General features: G+C 66.2%; 18 protein-coding genes. 8 read left to right on the forward strand and 10 right to left on the reverse strand.

Features of this window, described 5'->3' with window-relative positions; translation table 11 throughout:
• Positions 1–329: 329 nt before the first annotated feature.
• Genes CKO23_RS09750 through CKO23_RS09765 form a run of 4 tightly spaced genes read right to left on the reverse strand, consistent with a single transcriptional unit; the run spans position 330 to position 4,545 of the window.
• Positions 330–938 carry an NTP transferase domain-containing protein gene (locus CKO23_RS09750; RefSeq protein ID WP_200330491.1) on the reverse strand — a complete coding sequence of 203 codons (609 nt, stop codon included), beginning with the start codon at positions 936–938 and terminating at the stop codon, positions 330–332.
• Positions 935–1,906: an XdhC family protein gene (locus CKO23_RS09755; protein WP_200330493.1), complete on the reverse strand. Its 972-nt coding sequence runs from the start codon at positions 1,904–1,906 to the stop codon at positions 935–937. The genes CKO23_RS09750 and CKO23_RS09755 overlap by 4 nt, the downstream gene beginning before the upstream one ends.
• Positions 1,906–4,080 carry a xanthine dehydrogenase family protein molybdopterin-binding subunit gene (locus CKO23_RS09760; RefSeq protein WP_200330495.1) on the reverse strand — a complete coding sequence of 725 codons (2,175 nt, stop codon included), beginning with the start codon at positions 4,078–4,080 and terminating at the stop codon, positions 1,906–1,908. The genes CKO23_RS09755 and CKO23_RS09760 overlap by 1 nt, the downstream gene beginning before the upstream one ends.
• A 9-nt stretch (positions 4,081–4,089) precedes the next feature.
• Positions 4,090–4,545, reverse strand: coding sequence for a (2Fe-2S)-binding protein (locus CKO23_RS09765; RefSeq protein WP_200330497.1), 456 nt, complete (start codon positions 4,543–4,545; stop codon positions 4,090–4,092).
• 184 nt (positions 4,546–4,729) lie between these two features.
• On the opposite strand from CKO23_RS09765, the gene CKO23_RS09770 reads away from it, so the two are divergent.
• From CKO23_RS09770 to CKO23_RS09785, 4 genes are all read left to right on the forward strand, one after another.
• The gene (locus CKO23_RS09770) at positions 4,730–6,598 is read left to right on the forward strand and encodes an LTA synthase family protein (RefSeq protein ID WP_242482334.1); all 1,869 of its coding nucleotides are present in this window, start codon (positions 4,730–4,732) and stop codon (positions 6,596–6,598) included.
• Between the two features lie 617 nt (positions 6,599–7,215).
• A complete protein-coding gene (locus CKO23_RS09775; RefSeq protein WP_200330500.1) occupies positions 7,216–8,595 on the forward strand; it encodes a V-type ATP synthase subunit B in 1,380 nt (459 codons plus the stop codon).
• On the forward strand, positions 8,592–8,891 hold the full coding sequence (locus CKO23_RS09780) for a YkgJ family cysteine cluster protein (RefSeq protein WP_200330502.1): 300 nt from the start codon (positions 8,592–8,594) through the stop codon (positions 8,889–8,891). The genes CKO23_RS09775 and CKO23_RS09780 overlap by 4 nt, the downstream gene beginning before the upstream one ends.
• A 62-nt stretch (positions 8,892–8,953) precedes the next feature.
• Entirely contained in the window at positions 8,954–9,577 is a 624-nt protein-coding gene (locus tag CKO23_RS09785; protein WP_200330504.1) for a V-type ATP synthase subunit D, read from the forward strand.
• A 103-nt stretch (positions 9,578–9,680) separates the two neighbouring features.
• On the opposite strand, the gene CKO23_RS09790 is transcribed toward CKO23_RS09785, so the two are convergent.
• Together CKO23_RS09790 and CKO23_RS09795 are read right to left on the reverse strand one after the other, a co-directional pair.
• Positions 9,681–10,382, reverse strand: a complete 702-nt coding sequence (locus tag CKO23_RS09790; RefSeq protein ID WP_200330506.1) for a type 1 glutamine amidotransferase — start codon at positions 10,380–10,382, stop codon at positions 9,681–9,683.
• Positions 10,383–10,427: 45 nt separating this feature from the next.
• Positions 10,428–10,994, reverse strand: coding sequence for an NUDIX domain-containing protein (locus CKO23_RS09795; protein WP_200330508.1), 567 nt, complete (start codon positions 10,992–10,994; stop codon positions 10,428–10,430).
• Between the two features lie 170 nt (positions 10,995–11,164).
• Here CKO23_RS09795 and putP point away from each other — a divergent pair, with 170 nt between their 5' ends.
• From putP to phoR, 3 genes are all read left to right on the forward strand, one after another.
• Positions 11,165–12,682: a sodium/proline symporter PutP gene (putP, locus tag CKO23_RS09800; RefSeq protein ID WP_242482335.1), complete on the forward strand. Its 1,518-nt coding sequence runs from the start codon at positions 11,165–11,167 to the stop codon at positions 12,680–12,682.
• 214 nt (positions 12,683–12,896) lie between these two features.
• Positions 12,897–13,583 (forward strand): phosphate regulon transcriptional regulator PhoB, encoded by a 687-nt coding sequence (phoB, locus tag CKO23_RS09805; protein ID WP_200330512.1) that lies wholly within the window; start codon positions 12,897–12,899, stop codon positions 13,581–13,583.
• A gap of 5 nt (positions 13,584–13,588) precedes the next feature.
• Complete coding sequence (gene phoR, locus CKO23_RS09810) at positions 13,589–14,944, forward strand: phosphate regulon sensor histidine kinase PhoR (protein ID WP_200330514.1); 1,356 nt, start codon at positions 13,589–13,591, stop codon at positions 14,942–14,944.
• Between the two features lie 127 nt (positions 14,945–15,071).
• Here the strand turns inward: phoR and ilvC are convergent, their stop codons facing one another.
• The 4 genes from ilvC to CKO23_RS09830 form a co-directional block, all read right to left on the reverse strand.
• Entirely contained in the window at positions 15,072–16,088 is a 1,017-nt protein-coding gene (ilvC, locus tag CKO23_RS09815; protein ID WP_200330564.1) for a ketol-acid reductoisomerase, read from the reverse strand.
• Between the two features lie 108 nt (positions 16,089–16,196).
• The gene (gene ilvN / locus CKO23_RS09820) at positions 16,197–16,688 is read right to left on the reverse strand and encodes an acetolactate synthase small subunit (protein WP_200330516.1); all 492 of its coding nucleotides are present in this window, start codon (positions 16,686–16,688) and stop codon (positions 16,197–16,199) included.
• 41 nt (positions 16,689–16,729) lie between these two features.
• The gene (locus CKO23_RS09825) at positions 16,730–18,472 is read right to left on the reverse strand and encodes an acetolactate synthase 3 large subunit (RefSeq protein WP_200330566.1); all 1,743 of its coding nucleotides are present in this window, start codon (positions 18,470–18,472) and stop codon (positions 16,730–16,732) included.
• Positions 18,473–18,897: 425 nt separating this feature from the next.
• Positions 18,898–19,950, reverse strand: coding sequence for a PilZ domain-containing protein (locus CKO23_RS09830; RefSeq protein ID WP_242482336.1), 1,053 nt, complete (start codon positions 19,948–19,950; stop codon positions 18,898–18,900).
• Positions 19,951–20,247: 297 nt separating this feature from the next.
• Here CKO23_RS09830 and CKO23_RS09835 point away from each other — a divergent pair, with 297 nt between their 5' ends.
• Positions 20,248–21,966: a proline--tRNA ligase gene (locus CKO23_RS09835; protein WP_200330520.1), complete on the forward strand. Its 1,719-nt coding sequence runs from the start codon at positions 20,248–20,250 to the stop codon at positions 21,964–21,966.
• Positions 21,967–22,002 lie beyond the last annotated feature (36 nt).

Here is a 22,002-nt window from a genome sequence, read left to right on the forward strand (position 1 = left end):
TTCCACACCGCCTCTATTCAAGATCTCAGTGTATTACTGCGTTTTTAGCGGCGAGTGGTTGACTTCGTGCCGTCTCGGGCCTTGATCATCGGTTATTTCACTGTTGCTAAGCCGCCACAGGGACGAGGTACGGCTGCCTCTCGTGGCACCCGCTCCGCGGTGCCACGCGCGCTCCCGGCGCTCTGCGCCCAGATGCTCCGGCAGGTTGCGCAGGCCGCGCGGCGCAGAGCTGTGTCGCGAGCGACCGTCATCGTTTCATCTTCCAGAGTGCCACCACTCCTGCATGCTCGTTTCGTTGGGCCTCATCCCTCGGCCCAATCTTGCAGACATCAGTCAGGGCCGCCGGAGACGATGCCTGCGCGTTCGGCCTCAAGGTGCAGGTCCGCGGGCTCGTCCACATCCATCAAGATACCGGTGTCCATAGTCGGCACGAGCACAAGCCCGGAGGAACTGGCCTGGACGAGCCGGCTGGCGCCGCGCTCGCCCCTGAGCGCCATGAGCGCCTGTCGATAGCCCTTGGCGAAACCGACGGGATGACCGCGCCGTCCATTCACCGTGGGTGCGGCGATCTGGGCACCCGCGTCGAGGGCATCCAGAACGCGCCGGATGGTCTGCGGCCGGATCCAGGGCATGTCGGCCAGGACGATCAGCCAGGCATCGGCGTCCGACGCCTGCGCGACGCCTTTCGCGATGCTGGTCGCCATGCCCTGATCCGCGTCGGGATTCTCGACCAGACCGAGGCCGGCCGCGCGCATCATGCCGGCGAGCGCCGCGTCGCCGGGGCGGATCACCACAAGCGCCTCGATGCCCGTCGCCATCAAATGGCGCGCGGCCTTCAAGGCCATCGGCTCACCATCCGGCATCCTGGCCAGCAGCTTGTTCCCGCCGAATCGGCGCGCCTCGCCCGCGGCGAGCAGGATCCCGACGACGCGGCTCACCCGGCCCCCGACAGCCCGTTTCGCGCCGCCGTGATCCCGGCCAGGATGGACAGGGCGATCTCGGCCGGCCGCTTGCTGCCGATCGGCAGCCCCGCCGGGGCGTCGAGCCGGGCGATCTGCTCGGGCGCGAGCCCAAGCGCCAGCAGTCGCTCCCGGCGCGCGGCCGCGCTGGCCCTGGAGCCTAGGGCGCCGATGTAGAAGGCCGGGGTCGCGAGCGCTTCGCCGAGGGCGAGATCGTCCTGCTTGGGGTCGTGCGAGACTGTGACGATGGCGGTTCGCGGGCAGGTGCCGAGCTGCCGGACGGCGTCATCCGGCATCAGACGGCAATAGTCGACCCCGGCCAGGGGTTGGGGATCCGCGAACGCCTCACGCGGATCACAAATGGTCACGCGGTAGTCCAGCAGCCGGGCCATGCGGGCCAGGTCGCGCGCCAATTGGCCGTCGCCGACGAGCAGCAGCTGCCAGCTCGGCCCCAGAACCTTGGTCACTGCCGCTGTGCCGGCCTCGAAATCCGACCGACCGGCGCCGGGGTGCAGGCTCACCTCGCCGGTTGTGAGACAAACACGCCGGGCCACCAGCTCGCCGGCCTCGATCCTTGCGATCAGGGCGGCCAGCGGCGCCTCGGTGTCCAGCACTTCGACCAGGAGCGCCAGCCGGCCGCCGCAGGGCAGACCCCAGCGATTCGCCTCCAGCCGATCGACCCCGAAGTCGATGCGCGTCGGGATCGACCCGCCGAACTCGCCCTCGCGGTAGCGCTCGGAAAGCGCCTGCTCGACACAGCCGCCGGAGACCGAGCCGGCCATGGCGCCGTCCCGGCGGATGATCAGCCAGGCGCCCGGAGGGCGCGGCGCGGAGCCCCAGGTGTGGAGCACGGTCACCAGCGCGACGCGATCACCGGCCGCGAGCCAGTCCCGGGCCAGGCCAAGCAGCTCCAGATCGCCGGCGGGCTCGGCACCGCTTGGGGGCATCAGGCGAGCCTGAGCGGCAGACGGCGAAGCCGTTGGCCGGTCGCCGCGGCAAGCGCGTTGGCGACGGCGGGTGCGATCACCGGCGTCGCCGGCTCGCCCACCCCCGTCGGTGCCTCGGCGGAGGGGAGGATGTAGACCTCGACCCGCGGCATCTGGTCCATCCGCAGCACCTTGTAGTCGTGGAAGTTCGACTGTTCGACGCGCCCCTCCTTCAGGGTGAGGCGGCTGACCAGGGCCGCGGCCAGACCATAGCCCATGCCGCCCTCCATCTGCGCCTTGACGACGTCCGGGTTAATGGCCATGCCGCAATCGACGGCGATCACGACCCGGTCGACGCTGAAGGACCGGCCTCTGACCGTGACCTCGGCCACCTGGGCGACATAGGAGTTGAAGGATTCGTGCACGGCGACGCCGCGTCCGCGCCCCTCCGGCAAGGCGCCGCCCCAGCCGGCCTTCTCGGCCGCGAGCTTGAGCACCCCCTGGTGCCGCGGATGGCCCTCGAGCAGCGCCATGCGGAAATCGACCGGGTCGCGTCCGGCCGCCGTCGCCAGCTCGTCGATGACGCTTTCCACCGCGAACGCCGTGTGCGTATGGCCGACCGAACGCCACCACTGAATCGGCACGGGCAGCGTCGGCGAGTGCAGATCCACGTAGAGGTTGGGGATGCCATAGGCCAGATCGCTGGCACCCTCGACGGAGAGCCGGTCGACCCCGTCGACGACCAGTCTGGACGTCATGCCCGCGGCGGCCGCGATGGATTGGCCGACGATGCGCTGGTGCCAGGCCACGGGCTTACCCGCCGCGTCGAGTCCGGCGCGCACCCGGTGAAGGAAGAGCGGACGGTACCACCCCGCCCGCGTGTCGTCCTCGCGCGTCCACTGCAGCTTGATGGGCGTCTTGCGGCCAGCGGCCTTGAAGATTTCGGCCGCCTCCGAGGTGAAATCGGCCTGCGGATTGCCGCGCCGGCCGAAGGAACTGCCCGCGTAGAGCATGTCGATGCGCACCTGCTCCGGCTTCAGACCCAGAACCGAGGCGACGCCCGCCTGGGTGCGCGTCTGGGATTGCTCGCCGTTGATCACCCGCACGCCGTCGCCCTCGGGCAGGATGACGCAGTTCAGGGGTTCCATGGAGGCGTGGGCCAGAAAGGGCAGCGCGAACTCCGACTCGATCACCTTGTCCGCGGAGGCCAGTGCCGCCTCGGCGTCGCCGCGCGCCGTCGCCACCGCGCCCGGCGTCGCGGCAAGCTCCCTGTATTGCTGCAGGATTTCCTCCGAGCCCAGCGTGAAGGCATCGCTCTCGTCCCACTCGATGCTCAGACGATCGCGCCCACGCTTGGCGGTCCAGAAATCGGCCGCCAGCACGGCGACGCCGGTGGGGATGCGCAGGATCTTCTCCACGCCCCGGATCGCGACCGCGGGCTCCGGATCCAGCGACTTCAGGCGCGCACCGAATCTGGGCGGATGGGCGACCACGGCGGTCAGCAGACCCGGCAGCGAGACATCCTGGGTGTAGCGGGCACTGCCGTCGATCTTCTCCGCCGCATCCTTGCGGCGCAGCCGGGCATTGCCGATGAGGCGGAACTCGGCCGGATCCTTGAGAAAGACGTCCTCTGGCACCACCAGTCCGGCCGCCGCCTCCGCCAGTTCACCGAAGCTCGCGCGCTGGCCCTTGGCATGACTGAGCTGGCCGTCGCGCACCTGGATCTCCCCGGCGTCGACCTGCCAACGCTTGGCGGCGGCCTCGACCAGCATCTGTCTCGCGGTGGCGCCGGCCTTGCGCATCTGCTCCCAGGAGTTGGCGATCGAGGTGCTTCCGCCGGTGCCCTGGGTCGGACCCCAGAAAAGGTTGTTGTAGCGCGCGGCGTCGGCCGGCGCGCCCTCGACGCGGACCTGGTCCCAGCGCGCGTCCAACTCCTCCGCGACCAAGGTCGGCAGACCCGTGTAGGTGCCCTGCCCCATCTCCAAGTGCTTGACGATGACGGTGACGCTGTCGTCGGTGCCGATGCGCACGAAGGCGTTGGGCTCCAGTGGCGCGGCGGCATCCGGCTTGGAGGGTGCCGCATCCAGCCGTCGCGAGACGCCGCTCAGCTGGACGCCGAGCGTCAGACCGGCGCCGGCGGCGAGGCCCTGCTGGAGGAAGCGGCGGCGACTGAGATTCTCGATCCGATTGCGCATATCCCTCTCCTAGGCCAACGCGGCCGCGGCCTGCTTGATGGCGGACCGAATACGCGCATAGGTCGCGCACCGGCAGATGTTGCCCGACATGGCGGCGTCGATCTCCGCGTCCGTCGGCGACGGGTTCTGCGTCAGCAAGGCTGTCGCGGACATGATCTGCCCGGACTGGCAAAAGCCGCACTGGACGACGTCCAGATCCGCCCAGGCCGCTTGAATCGCGCGCCCCTCGGGCGTGTCCAGGCCCTCGATCGTCAAAACGGTCCCATTCGCGGCCGCCGACAAGGGCGTCGAGCAGGAGCGCACGGGCGCCCCATTCAAAAAAAGGGTGCAGACACCGCACTCTGAGATGCCGCAGCCGTACTTGGTGCCGGTCAGCCCGACATGCTCGCGGATGACCCACAGCAGGGGCGTATCCGGATCCAGGTCGAGCTGATGCTCGCGACCGTTCACTGTGATCTTGACCATCTCTGACTCCTTCGCGGTGCTGAGTGCGTCGTCGTTAAGGTCTCGTTCAGTCTGTTTGCGCTATTGTGACGCTTCAAAGACATTTTGATGACAATCGAGTAGGCTCCTAAAGATGTACAGGTCTTCGACACGGCTGGATTCGTTCGCAACCACAGTGAAGCGCCACCTGCTCTCAAGTCCGCTTTTGCGCAGCCTCTCATGCTGGGCTGCCGCGCTCTCGTTCGTCGTCGTCTGGTACTTCGCGGCACAGATGGCGATCGAGCATGTCTTCCAGGTCAAGCCCTGGGGCTCGACCTATGTCCGGGATCTGGCCGCGCACCTCCTCATTGGCGCGCTCCTCTTCGGGATCGCGCGCTCCCTGCCGCGATTCATGGTGACGGCCAGCGTGATCTTCACGGCCCTCACCGCGAGCAACGCCGCCAAGCTCGCCATTCTCGGCGCCCCCATCATGCCGGACGACTTCGCCGCGGCACGCAACATGTTCCTGCTGCTCGATGGCTGGCTGCTGGCGGGCGCAGTCTTCCTGGTGGCCACGCCCATCCTCCTGCTGGGCTGGATGATCGCCTGGAAGCGGCCTCGCACCTGGATCAACGTCGCCCTGCTCGGGGCTGCCCTGTCCCTGGTCGCAGCCGATCCCGGATTGATCTCCGCCGAGTTGGACAAGCACTTCGGCAACTCCGTTTGGAACCAGCCGGAAAACTACCAAAAGCGTGGCCTACCCATCCATCTGCTGCAAGAGACCGCCCGCAATCTCTCGCGCCGGATCGCACCGCCGACCGAGACGGAGGTCGCGGACGCGCTGGCCTATCTGAACACCGAGCCCAAGGCGCCCTTCGTCAAGGTCTCCGCGCCCAACCGTCCAGAGCGCAACCTGCAAAAGCGCAACCTGCACATGATCCTGCTGGAGTCCTTCTGGGATCCGACCCTTCTCAAGGCATCGAAGCTGTCGGCCGATCCCCTCGACCCGAGATTCCGGCAACTCTGGTCCGCGACCGACGAGTCGCACCTACTCTCGCCCGTCTTCGGCGGCTACACCGCCAACACGGAGTTCGAGGTGCTCTGCGGCTTTCCGGTCACGGCGGACAACGTCTACTTCGAGACGGGCCTGCGACGCGACGCCCCCTGCCTGCCCGAGCACTTGCGCCAGGCCGGGTATCACGGCGTCGCCTCGCACCCCAACTCGGCGTCCTTCTGGAACCGCGTCAACGCCTATCGACGCATCGGCTTCGAGACCTATCTGGCCGACAAGGATTTCCAGATGGACGACATGAACCGCTCGTTCCTGAGCGACGCGTCCCTCTATCGGCAGGTGATGGACCGCCTGGAGCCGGAATTCGGCGAATCCAAGCCGGTCTTCGACTATATCCTCACCTACTTCGGACACCTGCCCTATCCGCTCAACGAGCAGCGCCCGGCGATGATCACGGCGGCGCCGGGACATGAGGTGGTCGCCGCCTATGCCAACACCGTCTACTACAAATCCCGCGAGCTGATGGATTTTCTCGAAGCACTGCGGGCAAAGGATCCGGACGCCGTCATCGTCCTCTTCGGCGACCACCTGCCAGCGCTCAACCCGAACTTCGGCGGCTACACCGAGTCTGCGGTGCTCGCCAAGCGGCGCGGCGACTTCACCGACGAGATGTTCCGAACGCTCGTGGAAACTCCGCTGATCATCATCGACGGCAAACGCGGCCCAGTCCCGGTGGGCAACCTGCCCGCCTACCAGGTTCCGGCCCTCCTGCTGGAGCTGCTCGACGACCAGCGCCCGACAATGATGACGCTCGCGGCTCAGCTGGGCCAAACGCAGCGCATCCGCCCCCTGCCGGGTGTGCATCTCGCCTTCGACGGGGATGCGGTCGAGGTGTGCCGCCATGGCGAAACCGACGCGTCGGACTGTGCAACCTCCGCCACATGGGTGAAGGCCGTCGAAACGCTGCGCAACGACCTCTTCGGCGGCGACCAGCACACCCTGCTCAATCTGCAAACCTTGAGCGCCGGGTTCAGAGAGGCCGCGGTGGCGCCGCCCAAACCTCTGGCGAATGGATACTTCTAGCCTGAATGGATGCTTTTAGCCTGAATGCATGCTTTTAGCCTAAAGAGTCGTCAGCAGGCATCCCCGAGCCGGTTGAAACAGAACCGGCCCCGCCTCCCACGGGAACACCAAGGGCCGGCGACTTCATCGCATGGGTCATCGCGCAGGTAGCGCGCGAAGCCGTCAAGATCCCGCCCGGCAAGACCCGGCGGGCCTCCTCCGATATCATCGACTTGGTGTTCGGGATCCGCGGACCCTTCACCTCGCGCGGACCACTGAGCTGGTCCGGCGACGGCAGACGCGCAACCCGCACAACGATCGAACATCCTCGCCTCGAGTCGCGCTCAGAGGCATCGCACTGACTGCGCATCCCCCTTGGGGTCTTGGTCATCGGTTGGACCGGTAGGGTGGACGAGCGAGCGCGAAGTCCACCGAACCCCGCGCCGTTGTTGGTGGACTGCGCTACGCTTGTCCACCCTACCGAAGACGATTGGTCCGAAGGATGATCGACGCCCCCCTTGGAAACGACCCGAGACCAAGCGCAAACTGACACCTGACACCTGACACCTGACACCTGACACCTGACACCTGACACCTGACACCTGACACCTGACACCTGACACCTGAAAACCGGACCCATGAGCATCAAAGAATATCGCACCACAGTCGAAGCCCGGGGCGGTCTGTTGGTGGTGAGGAAGACCCCCGGCGTCGCCTTCGGCGACCGCGTGCGCATCGAGGACCATGCGGGACAGATCCGCAACGGCCAGGTGATCCGCGCGGCGGACGATGAGGTGCTGATCCTGGTCTTCGAGGGCACGGACGATCTCGACCTGGAAAGCACCTGGGTGCGCTTCCTGGACGAGCCGATCGAGATCGCCCTCTCGCCGGAACTCCTGGGACGTGAATTCAACGGGCTCGGGGAGCCGCGTGACGGTCGCCCGCCGGTACTCTCCGGCCTTCGCCGCCCGGTCGGCGGCTCGGCGATCAACCCGGCGGCGCGCACCTATCCGCGCGAGTTCATCCAGACCGGCATCTCGACCATCGACGGACTCAACAGTCTGGTGCGCGGGCAGAAGCTGCCGATCTTCTCGGGCTCGGGTCTGCCGCACAATCGGCTGGCCGCGCAGATCGTGCGGCAGGCGAAGCTGGTCGACGAGAGCTCGAGCTTCTCGGTCGTCTTCGCGGCCATGGGCGTGTCCTACGCGGACGCCAAATTCTTCCGCGATGAGTTCGCCAACTCGGGCGTGCTGCGCAACGTCGTCATGTTCGTCAACCTGGCGGACGATCCGCCGGTCGAGCGTCTCACCCTGCCCCGCACCGCGCTCACCGCCGCGGAGTACCTGGCCTATGACCTCGATCGTCACGTCCTGGTCATCATCACGGACATGACCAACTACGCCGAGGCCCTGCGCGAGGTCGCGACCGCCAAGGGCGACGTGCCGGCGCGCAAGGGCTATCCCGGCTATCTCTATTCCGACCTGGCCGAGATCTACGAGCGCTGCGGGCGCATCCACGAGCGCCACGGCTCCATCACCATGATGCCCGTGGTCTCGATGCCGTCTGACGACATCACCCACCCCATCCCGGACCTGACCGGCTATATCACGGAGGGGCAGATCGTGCTCTCGCGCGAGCTGCACAACCAGGGCATCTACCCGCCGGTCTTCATCTCCCCGAGTCTGTCCCGGCTGATGAAGGACGGCATCGGCAAGGACGACACCCGCGAGGACCATCCGCGCGTCGCCGCCCAGCTCTACGCGCTCTATGCCCGGGCGCAGGAGACGCGCAACCTGGCCTCCATCATCGGGGCGGACGAGCTCTCCGAGCGGGATCGGCGTTACCTGCGCTTCGCCGATGAGTTCGACCAGCGTTTCGTCGGCCAGGGCGAGGCCGAGGACCGCTCCATCGAGGCGACGCTCAACCTGGCCTGGGAGCTGATGAGCCGCTTCCCGCGCGAGGCGCTGACACGTCTGAAGGAGACGGATCTCGCCAAGTACCACCAGGGGAGCGAATGAGCACCCCGACCAAGCGCCTGATGGACGCCTCGGCACCGGTCAGCTGCGACAGCTGCGCCGCGGCCTGCTGTCGGCTGGAGGTGATGGCGATCTCCGACGGCGAGATCCCCGCGCGCTTCACCACGCGGAACGCCTGGGGAAATACGCTGATGGCGCGCCTGGACGACGGCTGGTGCGCGGCGCTGGATCGCGACACCCTGCGCTGCCGGATCTATGCGCAGCGACCACTCGGGTGCCGCGAGCTGGAGCTTGGCGGCGCGGATTGCCTCGCCGAGCGCGCGGCCAGGCGTTCATGAAACGCCCGCGGTCGGTCCCGCAGGCGTGACCCCAACGGCGAGAGCTTCTGGCGAGAGCGTCTATGGCACAACAACTGATCAAGGTTCCACCGACCAAGAACACCCTGCTCCGCCTGAAGAAGCAGGTGAAGTTCCTGGAGGAGGGACACACCCTGCTGGAGCGCAAGCGCGAGCTGCTAACGCGGTTGGTCTACGAGCGGATCGGGGTCTACCGCCAACTCCGTCATGAGTCGGAGGCGGCGCTGCGCGACGCCTATCAGTGTCTGAGCATCACGCATCTGCGCATGGGCAGCCGCGGCATCCGGCAGGCCGCCCTGGGGGCCGAGCCCGCACTCAAGGTGGACATCCTGCCGCGCCGCGCGCTGGGCGTGGCCTATCCGGCGGTAACCAGTGAGCGGATTGCATTGAAACCGGTCGGCCTGCTGGGGACGGACGCGAGCTTCGACACCACGCGAGAGAATCTGGCGAATGCGGCGGTGCTGCTGGCGCGGTTGTCAGAGGTCGAGATCGCGCTGCACCGCCTGCTCGAGGAGCAGCGCAAGGCGCAGAAGCGCGTGAACGCGCTCAAGTACAACATCATCCCGCTGTACCGGCGGACCATTCATTTCATCCAGTCGTCGCTGGAGGAGGAGGAGCGCAACACGCTCTTCCAGGTGAAGCTATTGCGGCAGAAGGCGGGGGCGTGAGCCTCGGTGGACGCTCGACGCTGAGTGCCGGGAAGCGCGTGACACCGCGCGGCGGTGTCACGGGAGGCTTGATGCCGGGTTCCGCAATGCAGCCTGCGCGCGTTCAGCGCCCTGTCGCGGCGAGCCGGTCGAGCAGGGCGAACAGGGTTCCATGGATGCGCGCATAGTCGTCCTCCGTCGCGGCCAGCATCCGCTCCGCGCCTTGGACGGTGGCCGAGGGCCGGATCTCGTCCGCACAGAGGTGAACGATGTCAGCGATGCTCTCCGGCGTGGACTCCAGGTGGCATTGCAGCCCCAGCACGCGATCCTCGTAGAGGTAGATCTGATGCTCGCAGGCGGCACTGCGGGCGAGGTGCGTCGCCCCCGGCGGAAGCTCGAAGGTATCGCCGTGCCAATGGAAGACCTCCAGCGTCGGCGGCATGAATCCGGTGATCGGGGACGCCTGGCCCGCGTCCGTCAGCATGATCGGCATCCAGCCAATCTCCGTGTGTGGATTGCGATAGACGCGCGCCCCGAGCGCGTGCGCAATGAGCTGCGAGCCCAGGCAGACGCCGACCACCGTCTTGCCAGCGGCGATGCTCTCGGCAACGAAGGCCTTCTCCGGCACCAGCCAGGGGTGCTCGGCCTCGTCGTGGATCCCCATGGGACCGCCCATGACGACCAGCCAGTCGAAGTCGGATTGCGCGGGCAGGTCCGTGTGCTCGAAGAGGGGCGTCCGGGTGACGCCATGGCCCTTGCGCTCCGCCCATTCGCCGATCGCCGCGGGACCCTCGAAGTGGACATGCTGCAAACAATGGATGCGCATCGACTCAACACCTCCTTGTTCGAAATGAAACCACGACGCGCCCGCTCAACATCCCGGATCCTCCGAGAGGATCTCAAGGCGGTTGCGGATCAGCGCCCCCGCGCGGTAGAGACCGACCAGGGTCTTGCTGTCCGTGATGTTGCCGTCGTTGCACCAATCCAGGGCCTGCACCAGCGGCATCCAGTGGACTTCGATCAGCTCGCCGTGCTCATGCTCGACCGGCACGCCGTTGAGACCGCGCGCGAGCCAGAGGTGGATCACCTCGGTGAAGATGCCGGGCGAGCTGTGCATGATGCCCAGCTCGCTCCACTCGGACACCTCCAGACCGGCCTCCTCCAGCAGCTCGCGCTGGGCCGTCCCAAAGGGCGACTCGCCCGGCTCGATGCGGCCGGCGGGCAGCTCCCAGAGCCAGCCGTCGCTGGCATGCCTGAACTGACGCAAGAGGCAGACGCGGTCCTGATCGTCCAGCGCCACGGCGGCGGCGCCGCCTGGATGACGCACCATTTCGAGATCGACCTGCGTGCCATCCGGCAGCTCGACGCTCTCGACGGCGACATCGATCACCTTGCCCTGAAAGACCTGCTCGCGTTTCAGGATCTTGCCTTCACTCATGACGTTCTCCTCATTGGCGGGTGGACGACAGGAACCCGCCAGGGCCTGATCGGCGCCGCACATGCTGCGGCACATGGGGGCGGTCGCATTGGATGCCGCCAAAAAGTCGCCTTAAACTAGCGTCGCACAACGGTTTCGACAAGCAAGATCCTGACGCAAGGAGTCGAGATTTGACCAATCACCCCGTCATCATCGCCCTGACCTTCGCCATTTACTTCGCGGGCGTCTTGCTGATCGGCTGGTTCGCCTATCAGCGCACCAGGGATCTCTCGGACTTCATCCTGGGGGGGCGGCGGCTGGGCAGCGGGGTGACGGCGCTGAGCGCCAGCGCCTCGGATATGAGCGGCTGGCTGCTGCTCGGGCTGCCTGGCTTCGCCTACGCCGCCGGGCTTGAGTCCATCTGGCTGGCGGGCGGCCTGCTGCTCGGGACCTGGCTCAACTGGCGCATCGTCGCCCGGCGCCTGCGCGTCTTCAGCGAGGCCTATGGTAACGCTCTGACGCTGCCGGAGTATTTCGCCAATCGATTCGAGGACAGGACCGGCCTGCTGCGCGGTCTCGCCGCCATCATCATCCTCTTGTTCTTCCTCATCTATACGGCCTCCGGGCTGGTCGCGGGCGGGACCCTGTTCGCCTCGGTGTTCGGCGTTCCCTACGTCTGGGCGGTCGCGGCGGCGGTCCTCTCGATCATCCTCTACACCGCCGTTGGCGGTTTCCTCGCGGTCTCCTGGACCGACGTGCTCCAGGGTCTGCTCATGGCATTGGCGCTGCTCGTCGTCCCCTGGATCGCCTTGGACCAGGTCGGCGGCGCGACGACCGCCTTGAGCCAGCTGCGCGCCGCCGATCCGCGCTTGCTCGATGCGCTGACGAAGACCGATGGCACGGCCCTCGGCTTCATCGGCATCCTCTCGCTCGCCGCCTGGGGCCTGGGCTATTTCGGCCAGCCGCACATCCTGGCGCGCTTTCAGGCCATCCAGTCCGCGCGGCAGATCGGGCGCGCGCGGCGCATCGCCGTGACCTGGGTCGCCGTCACCCTCCTGGGTGCGACGCTCACCGGCATGGCAGGCATCCTGCTGGTCGATCCGCCCCTCGCCGAGGACGCACGCGAGACCGTCTTCATCGTCCTGGTGAATCTGCTGTTCCACCCGGTCGTGGCCGGCATCCTGCTCGCCGCCATCCTCGCCGCCATCATGAGCACGGCGGACTCGCAGCTCCTGGTCTGCTCCTCCGCCTTCACCGAGGATGTCTACCGCACGGCCTTCCGGCGCTCGGCGAGTCAGAAGGAGCTGGTGGCCGTGGGCCGCGTGGCCGTCGTTCTCGTCTCTCTGCTGGCCTTCGCCATCGCACTCGACCCGAGCACCATGGTGCTGGATCTGGTCTCATACGCCTGGGCGGGATTCGGCGCCGCCTTCGGACCCGCCGTGATCCTATCGCTCTACTGGCCGCGCATGACCGGCTCCGGCGCGCTGGCGGGGATCGTCGTCGGCGCCCTCGTCGTCGTGATCTGGAAGTCGCTCAGCGGCGGTCTCTTCGACCTCTACGAGATCGTTCCAGGTATGCTGGCATCGAGCCTCGCCATCTATGTGGTCAGCGCCATGACCCAGGGCGAGCGGTCTCGGCGACTCGCGGAGCGCTTCGTGGAACTCCGACGCCAGGGTGGCGATCCGCGGACCGACGGAGGGGCGTCCTAGCGGCCGCGGAGCATGCCTCGCATCCGAGCGCGCGTGGACGCCAGAGGTCGTGGGCTTGGCGGCGGCCACGGTCATGAGTCTGTAACCGGATGTCAATAAACTAGCGCCTGCCCAGTCGCTGATGCTTCGCGCGCCGCGCAGTGCTCCGCGGACCACGACCTTCAACCACCCATGCGCCGAGATCACGGCAACCACCCCTCCAGGACCCTTGGCTATGGCTACCATACTTGTCGTCGACGATGAACCGGATATCCGCGAAGTGATGCGCTTCGCCCTGGAGAACGCCGAGTTCCGCGTAACCGAGGCCGGACACGCCGACGATGCCCGCAAGCTCCTCAGTCAGGAGAGCCCCGACCTCATTCTGCTGGACTGGATGCTGCCGGGGCGCTCCGGTCTGGAGCTGGCACAGCAGCTCAAGCAGAACCCCAAGACCAAGGCGGTGCCCATCATCATGGTCAGCGCCCGCGGCGAAGAGGAAGACCGCGTCAAGGGTCTGGACACGGGCGCGGACGACTACATCGCCAAGCCCTTCTCCCCGCGTGAGATGGTCGCCCGGGTCAAGGCCGTGCTGAGACGCAGCCAGCCCGACGAGCCCGCCGACGAGATCGAGATCGGCGGCCTGCGCATCGACCACGTCAGCCATCGCGTCACGGCGGACGCCAAGGCCGTGGAGGTGGCGCCAACCGAGTACCGGCTGCTGCACTTCTTCATGACCCATGCCGACCGCGCCTTCAGCCGCTCGCAGCTGCTCGACCAGGTGTGGGGCGATCAGGTCTATGTCGAGGAACGCACCGTCGACGTCCACGTCCGGCGCCTGCGCAAGGCCCTGGAGCAGACGGGTCACGATCGCCTGCTGCAGACGGTGCGCGGCGTCGGCTACCGCTTCTCGGAAAAGACCTGACCGACTTGGGTGCCAGGGACGCCAGCCAGGGGAACGCCTTTCGGCACGCCCTCGCCTTCGATCTCAGCCTCGTCCTGCTGCCACTGGCAGCGAGCGTTCTGCTCGTGCTCTTGGGTGCGGGCGCGGCTTGGGTCTTGCCCCTTGCACTCCTGCCCTCCGCCGGGCGCAGCCTCTACCACCTGATCAAGCTCGCCCTCCTGATCCGGCGCCAGCATCGGCTCGCCCCACCCTTTCCGCGCGGACTCTGGGGCGACATCTATCGCAGTCTCGCCCGCTACCAGCAACGCGGACGCAAGAGCCGCAAGCGCCAGATCCGCTTCACCAGGCGCTTCCGGGAGGCCGCCAATGCCGTGCCCGATGCCTTGGTGATCCTCGACAAGCAGCACCGGATCGACTGGGCCAATCCCGCCGCCGCCAGGCTCATGAACATCCGCTGGCCCGAGGACGATGCGCGCCCCCTGACGGATATCCTGACCAACCCGGGCCTCGGCGAGCTGATCCATGACGGCGAATACATGCGTCCGATGGACATGGCGCCCGAGCACAATCGCGCCATCATGCTCTCGCTGCGCATCACGCCCTTCGGGGAGCGCAAGCGTCAACGCCTGGTGGTGGGGCGTGACATCACCAAGATCTACCACCTCAACATGATCCGGCGCGACTTCGTCGCCAACGCCTCGCACGAGCTGCGGACCCCCCTGACAGTGATCGCTGGCTTCATCGAGTCGCTGCAGGACGCCCCCGTCACCCCGGCGGGCCATCGCCGCCCGCTCATGCTCATGCGCAATCAGACCGATCGGATGTGCTCCATCATCGAAGATCTGCTGACACTCTCGCGGCTGGAGATGAACGACAGCCCGGACGAGCAGGAATCCGTGGACGTGCCGGACGAGATCCACCTGCTCCTGCAGGAGGCGCAGGCACTCAGCGATGGCCGCCATCGCCTCGAGAGCCGCGTCGATGAGGATCTACTGCTCCTTGGCAGTCAACCGGAGCTGCGCAGTATTCTGTCGAACCTCGTCTTCAACGCCGTCAAACACACCCCCGAGGGGACACGCATCCAGATCATCTGGTGTCAGGATGGCGTGGGACCGAGATTCACCGTCGAGGACGATGGCCCTGGCATCGCGCCGGAGCACCTACCCCGGTTGACGGAACGCTTCTACCGCGTGGATCGGGCCAGATCGCGCGAATCGGGCGGGACGGGGCTCGGGCTCGCCATCGTCAAGCATGCCCTGAACCGGCATGAGGGCAGGCTGAGCATTTCGAGCGAGATCGGCCACGGATCCATCTTCTCCTGCCGCTTCCCGAAGCACCGCGCACTCGCTCGGCGCGAGGTGGATGTCTCGGCGATGGGATGAGTCGTCTGGAAGAATCGGGTGACACCGCCGAAGGGTGCCACGACAAACGCAAAAGCCGCACCCAAGGGTGCGGCTTTTGCTTAGGCCACTTTCGCGCCGCCAGTGGCGGCAGGCTTCAGCAGCTGGATCAATTCCGGGTCTTGTCGACCAGCTTCTTCTCGCGGATCCAGGGCATCATCTCGCGCAGGCGCTCGCCGACTTCCTCGATCTGGTGCTCGGCGCCGAGGCGGCGCATCGCCTTCATGGACGCCGCGCCGGCCTGATTCTCCAGGATGAACTCCTTGGCGAACTGACCGTTCTGAATCTCGCCCAGGACGCGCTTCATCTCGGCCTTGGTCTCGCTGTTGATGATGCGCGGACCGCGGGTCAGATCACCGTACTCGGCGGTGTTGGAGATGGAGTAGCGCATATTGGCGATGCCGCCCTCGTAGATGAGGTCGACGATCAGCTTGACCTCGTGAAGACACTCGAAGTAAGCCATCTCGGGGGCATACCCAGCCTCGACCAGGGTCTCGAAGCCGGCCTGGATCAGGGAGGTCAGACCACCGCAGAGCACCACCTGCTCGCCGAAGAGGTCGGTCTCGCACTCCTCGCGGAAGCTGGTCTCGATGATGCCTGCGCGGCCGCCGCCATTGGCGGAGGCGTAGGCCATGGCGATGTCGCGCGCCTGGCCGGTCGCATCCTGGTAGACGGCGATCAGACTGGGCACGCCGCCGCCCTGGGTGTAGGTGGAGCGCACCAGATGACCGGGGCCCTTGGGTGCGATCATGATGACGTCCAGATCCTCACGCGGAGCGACCTGGCCGAAGTGGATGTTGAAGCCGTGCGCGAAGGCCAGCGCGGCGCCCTGCTTGATGTTGGGCGCGATCTGCTCGCGGTAGAGCGATGCCTGATGCTCGTCCGGAGCCAGGATCATGACCACGTCAGCCCCTGCAACGGCCTCTTCGATCGACTTGACCTCGAGACCGGCGTTGGACGCCTTGGCGGCGGAGGCGGATCCCGGACGCAGACCGACGGTGACGGAGACACCCGAGTCCTTGAGGTTGTTGGCGTGGGCATGGCCCTGCGAGCCGTAGCCGATGATGGCCACCTTCTTTCCTTGAATCAGGGAGAGATCGGCGTCTTTGTCGTAATACACGTTGATGGTCATTGCATGGATCCTGTTGGATTTAAGTGTCAAGACCGGCGAGCACAGGCCACGGGTGTGCCTCGCGGCACATTCGAGACCTGAACCACCGGTTGACGGAAGAGATTAGAGAGAGAGCCCTTTCTCGCCGCGCGCGATGCCCGTTGGGCCGGAGCGGACGACCTCAATGATCAGACCTTCGGGAACGGCGTCGATGAAGGCATCGAGCTTCTTGGACGCCCCGGTCAGCTCGACGACATAGCTGGTGTCCGTCACGTCGATGATCTTGGCGCGGAAGATCTCGGTCAGGCGCTTGAGCTCCTCGCGGTCCTGCCGTTCGGCGCGCACCTTGACCATCATCATCTCGCGCTCGATATGCGGCCCCTCGGAGAGGTCGAGGAGCTTCACAGTATCGATCAGCTTGTTGAGCTGTTTCTTGATCTGCTCGACAACCTCGTCGTTCCCGGTCGTGACCAGGGTCATGCGCGACAGGGTCGGGTCGTCCGTCGGGGCGACGGTCAATGATTCGATGTTGTAGCCACGGGCCGAGAAGAGGCCGGCAACGCGCGACAGGGCGCCGGCTTCGTTCTCCAGCAACACGGCGATGATATGTCTCATGGGCGGATCTCGTGTCGATTCTGATCGTTACTACCGAGGAATCAGGCCAATTCCCGGTCTGAGTGGCTTGGCGAGAGCTGCATCTCGTGATGCCCTTTACCGGCCACGATCATCGGGTAGACGTTCTCGGTCGGGTCGACGATGACGTCCATGAAGACGAAGCGGTCCTTCATGGCGAAGGCCTCGCGCATGGCGTCTTCGAGGTCTTCGGGCCGCTCGATCCGCATGCCAACGTGCCCAAAACTCTCGGAAAGCTTCACGAAGTCCGGGAGCGCATCGACATAGGAGTGCGAATACCGGCTCTCGTAGAAGAGCTCCTGCCACTGCCTCACCATTCCCATGTAGCCGTTGTTCAGCAGCAGCACCTTGATCGGCAGCTGGTACTGCTGACAGGTCGCCAGCTCCTGGATGCACATGAGGATGCTGGCATCCCCCGTGATGCAGGCGACCTGTGCCTCCGGAAAGGCCAGTTGGGCACCCATGGCCGCCGGCAGACCATAGCCCATGGTGCCGAGACCGCCCGAATTGATCCAGCGGCGCGGCTTGTCGAACGGATAGAACTGGGCCGCGAACATCTGGTGCTGGCCCACGTCCGATGCGAGATAGAGCTCCCCATTCGTGACCTTATAGAGCGTCTCGACCGCGTACTGCGGTTTGATCGCGGGGCCAGAGCCGTCGTACTTGAGGCAGTTGACGGCGCGCCATTCGGCGATCTTGGCCCACCACTGCGCCACCGGCGGCTCGCTCGACTTGGACGCGCGCTCTTGATAGAGCCGCAGCAGGTCGGCAAGCACACTGGCGACCTGGCCGACGATGGGGACATCCACCTTGACGTTCTTGGCGATCGAGGCGGGATCCACATCGATGTGAATGATCTGGGCATGCGGGCAGAAGTGCTCGATCTTGCCCGTCACGCGATCGTCGAAGCGCGCACCCACGGCGATGAGCACGTCGGTCTCGTGCATCGCCATGTTGGCCTCGTAGGTCCCGTGCATGCCGAGCATGCCGAGGAACTGCGGATCCGTCATCGGGACGGCGCCCAGTCCCATGAGGGTACTGGTGATCGGAAAACCGGTCGCATGCACCAGCTCGGTCAGCTGGGCCGAGCCCTCGCCGAGCACCACGCCACCGCCGGTGTAGAAGACCGGACGCTTGGCCGCGAGCATGAGATCCACGGCCTTCTTAATCTGCCCCAGGTGTCCCTTTTCCACCGGATTGTAGGAGCGCATCCGGATCTCGCGCGGATAGACGTAGGGAATCTTGATATTGGGATCCGTCACATCCTTGGGGATGTCGACCACGACAGGCCCCGGTCGCCCGGTCATGGCGATGAAGAAGGCCTTGCGGATGGTCACCGCAAGATCCTTGACGTCCTTGACCAGGAAATTGTGCTTCACGCAGGGACGGGTGATGCCAACGGTGTCGACCTCCTGAAAGGCATCGCTGCCAATAAAGGGCGTCGGCACCTGCCCGGTGAGCACCACCATGGGGATGGAATCCATGTAGGCGGTCGCGATGCCAGTCACCGCGTTGGTCGCGCCCGGGCCAGAGGTGACGAGACAGACACCGCACTTGCCGGTTGCGCGTGCGTAGCCGTCCGCCGCGTGCGCGGCGGCCTGCTCATGGCGGACCAGGATGTGTTTGAGCGCCCCGCGTTTGAAGAGGGCGTCGTAGATGTGCAGGACCGCCCCGCCCGGATACCCGAAGACGTACTCGACGCCCTCGTCGATCAGGGCCTGGATGACGATCTCCGCCCCGCTCAGCTCCACGCCAGCCTCGCTCATGCCAGCCTCGTCCGGTTGCGCGTCAGTCAGTGCCACCTTAAGCGACCTCCGATCGCCCCGCCCCGTCGACGGCGAGGGCCAGGGATCCTGCGCACGGCAAGCGCCGCGCTACCCCTGGCTCACGCCACACGCAAGACCTGCAACGCCAGTCGCGGCGCAGGTGGTTGCGATGCCCTCGGGAGAGGGACGTTGAAAACGTTGAAAAAGAGATTGACGTTACAAGGATCGCAGGCAGCGGTCAAGCAATAGCGGCAGTCGCCGGCGCATTCGGCCTCAGCCGAGGACCTTCAGACCTCACGCGGGGCGTTCGGCGGGGCCGCGTCTCGGCCGAGGACGGATCCGGGGGGAGATGGCTGGATGGGCGCGATCCGATCGGATCGACGCGCGGCCTTGGGAGCGCCCCAAGCACCGCCATCCGAGCGGCATCAGATGCGGCCACCTTTCAGCACGCTCTTGCGGGTCGGGGACATGCCGTAGGCCTCGTCATGGACGTTCTGCAGAAGCTCGAGCTCGACCCAGGCCTCTGTCGGCCAACCACCAGGCTGACCCTGATCACCGAGGACCAGATCGCGGAACATGATCTCGAAGGACTCCGGATCGCCCCAGCCGGCGATCAGGCGGGTGAGCGCATCCGGGAAGTCCATCTCGAGCGAGGAGAGGTCGCCGCCGCGCACCGCCTGCCGCGCCACGTCGGCCTTGGTTGGCTTGGCCAAGGGCACGGAGCGCAGCCAATCCGGACGCTCGTGCGAGTGTCCCGAATCGGAGCTGCTCTCCGGAAGCTGATCCAGCAGGAGCTTCACGAAGGATCTGACCGCCTTCCTCGGGTGCTCGAACTCCAGCACCAGGGTGTAGAGATTGGTCCAGTCGAACCCCTTGGAGCGCGACTGCCGGACCTCGACGACGCGGGCGCGCAGCCGGATACCGGGAAGATCGCGCGTCCCCGTGATGGAGAGACTGATGCTCTGATTGGCCTCGTAGGCATCGAAGACGGTCACCGTATGCCGACCCTTGGCGATCTGGCGCAGCATATGGCGCAGCTCGTCGGCATCGTTCACCGTGACCTCCAGCTCCCTGACGAGGCCGTTCTCCTCGTCGAACTCGACCATCTCGTTGCATGCGCTCAGCATCTTGAGCAAGCGCTCCAGCCTGGATTGGCTGCGCGGTGAGAGACTGATGAAGCGCACGGCGATGAGGTAGTCGCCACTCTGCAGGGGCCGGGCCCGCAGCAGCTGAGCGTGGGCGGTGATCTTCTCGTCGCGTTTCCAGGGCAACGTAATCTTCAGCGGACCCGCCTGCTTGGGAAGCGGCTCGGAAATGAGCAGCAAGGCCCCGCCCCAGGAAATGTCCTGGTTGATCGCCGTGATCGGCTCCTCCCGCCCGGGGAAGGTGACCTGCACGGGGATGCGCACGTCGACCCGAATCTGCGTGCGACGATCCCGAGGGGTCGGCGATTCAAGCTGTGGCTGCAACTGATTCATGGCAAACATACCCTATAGCCTGTCGGCAAAGCTCCCTAGAGGATACTGACGTGCCGCGCGGCGCGAGAAACGTCGGTACCTTGGCAAGCCTTGAATTGTCGGGCATTGGCAATTGAAAAGAATCCCACTTTGGTCCGAAACCAAACACAGACCCGCGCCGCTGGTCAGGCAACGGCACCATCCGATGACAGTTCCAAGAGTTTACCCGACGCGCGGACCGAATTCTGAGACGCAGAAGTTGTTTCTGCGCGCGAGGACCAATAGACTCCCGCGCTTTATCCGACCGAAGGCGATTTGATGCGCACCTCTGAGTTCCCCCTCCAGACCGTCAAGGAGACACCCGCCGACGCCGAGATCGCCAGTCACCGGCTGATGCTGCGTGCGGGCATGATCCGCAAACTGGCCGCCGGTCTCTACACCTGGTTGCCGCTGGGATTGAGGGTGCTGCGCAAGGTCGAGCGGATCGTGCGGGAGGAGATGGACCGCGCCGGCGCGCTTGAGGTCGCCATGCCGGCCGTGCAGCCGGCCGAACTCTGGCAGGAGTCGGGGCGCTGGGATCAATACGGGCCAGAGCTGCTGCGTCTGCGCGACCGCCACCAACGCGACTTCTGCTTCGGCCCGACGCACGAGGAGATCATCACCGACCTCGCGCGCAACGAGCTGAAGAGCTACAAGCAGCTCCCGATCAATTTCTACCAGATTCAGACCAAGTTCCGCGACGAAATCCGCCCGCGTTTCGGCGTGATGCGCGCGCGTGAGTTCCTGATGAAGGACGCCTACTCCTTCCATCTGGACGATGCCTCGCTGGCCGCCACCTACCAGCAGATGCACGACACCTACTGCCGCATCTTTTCGCGCTGCGGACTCGACTTCCGTCCGGTGCAGGCGGACACGGGCAGCATCGGCGGCAACGCCTCGCATGAGTTCCACGTCCTCGCCACCTCCGGCGAGGATGCCATCGCCTTCTCGACCGAGAGCGACTATGCGGCGAACGTCGAGCTGGCCGAGGCCGTCGCCGCGACCGACACCCTCCCGCCGCCGCGGCAGGAGGCCCGCCTGGTCGACACGCCCAAGGCCAGGACCATTGCCGATCTGGTCGAGCAGTTCGACCAGCCCGTCGAGCACACGGTCAAGACCCTGGTCGTCGCGGCCTCCGACGCGGTCGAGGCCGACCTCGTCGCGCTACTGATCCGCGGCGACCATGAGCTGAACGCGGTCAAGGCCGAGAAGCTGCCGCAGGTCGCGATCCCGCTGCGCATGGCGAGCGAGGAAGAGATCCGCGCCGCCGTCGGCGCCGGCCCCGGCTCGCTCGGCCCCAAGGAGCTGGCCATCCCCTGCATCGTCGACCGCGCCGTCGCCGTCACCGCCGATTTCAGCGCCGGCGCCAACCAGGACGGCAGGCACTGGTTCGGTCTCAACTGGGGGCGCGATCTACCGCTGCCCGAGGTCGCCGACCTGCGCAATGTCGTCGAAGGCGACCCGAGCCCGGACGGCAAGGGCGCAATCACCATCGCCCGAGGGATCGAGGTCGGTCACATCTTCCAGCTCGGGCGCAAATACAGCGCGGCGATGAAGACCACCGTGCTGGGCGAGGACGGCAAGGCCACCACGCTGACCATGGGTTGCTACGGCATTGGCGTCTCGCGCGTCGTCGCGGCGGCCATCGAGCAGCACCACGACGACCGCGGCATCTGCTGGCCGGCGCCCATTGCCCCCTTTGAAGTCGCCCTGCTGCCGATGAAGCTCGGCAAGTCCTATCGCGTGCGCGAGGCGACCGAGCAGCTCTACGCCGACCTGCGGGCGGCAGGCATCGAAGTCCTGCTCGACGACCGCGACGCCCGCCCCGGCTTCATGTTCGCCGACATGGAGCTGATCGGCATCCCGCACCGGATCGTCGTCGGCGACAAGGGTCTGGATGACGGACAGGTCGAGTACAAGGGCCGCACGGACGCGGAGATGCAGCTCATCCCCATCTCCGAGATCGTCGGCTTCGTTCGGGATCGTCTCTCGGCCTAGTCGCCGGAAGCCGCCCCACCACCACTCGGCAGGATC

Origin of the sequence: Thiocystis violacea (assembly GCF_016583565.1) — a bacterium.
In the GTDB taxonomy this organism is placed as follows: domain Bacteria; phylum Pseudomonadota; class Gammaproteobacteria; order Chromatiales; family Chromatiaceae; genus Thiorhodococcus; species Thiorhodococcus violaceus_A.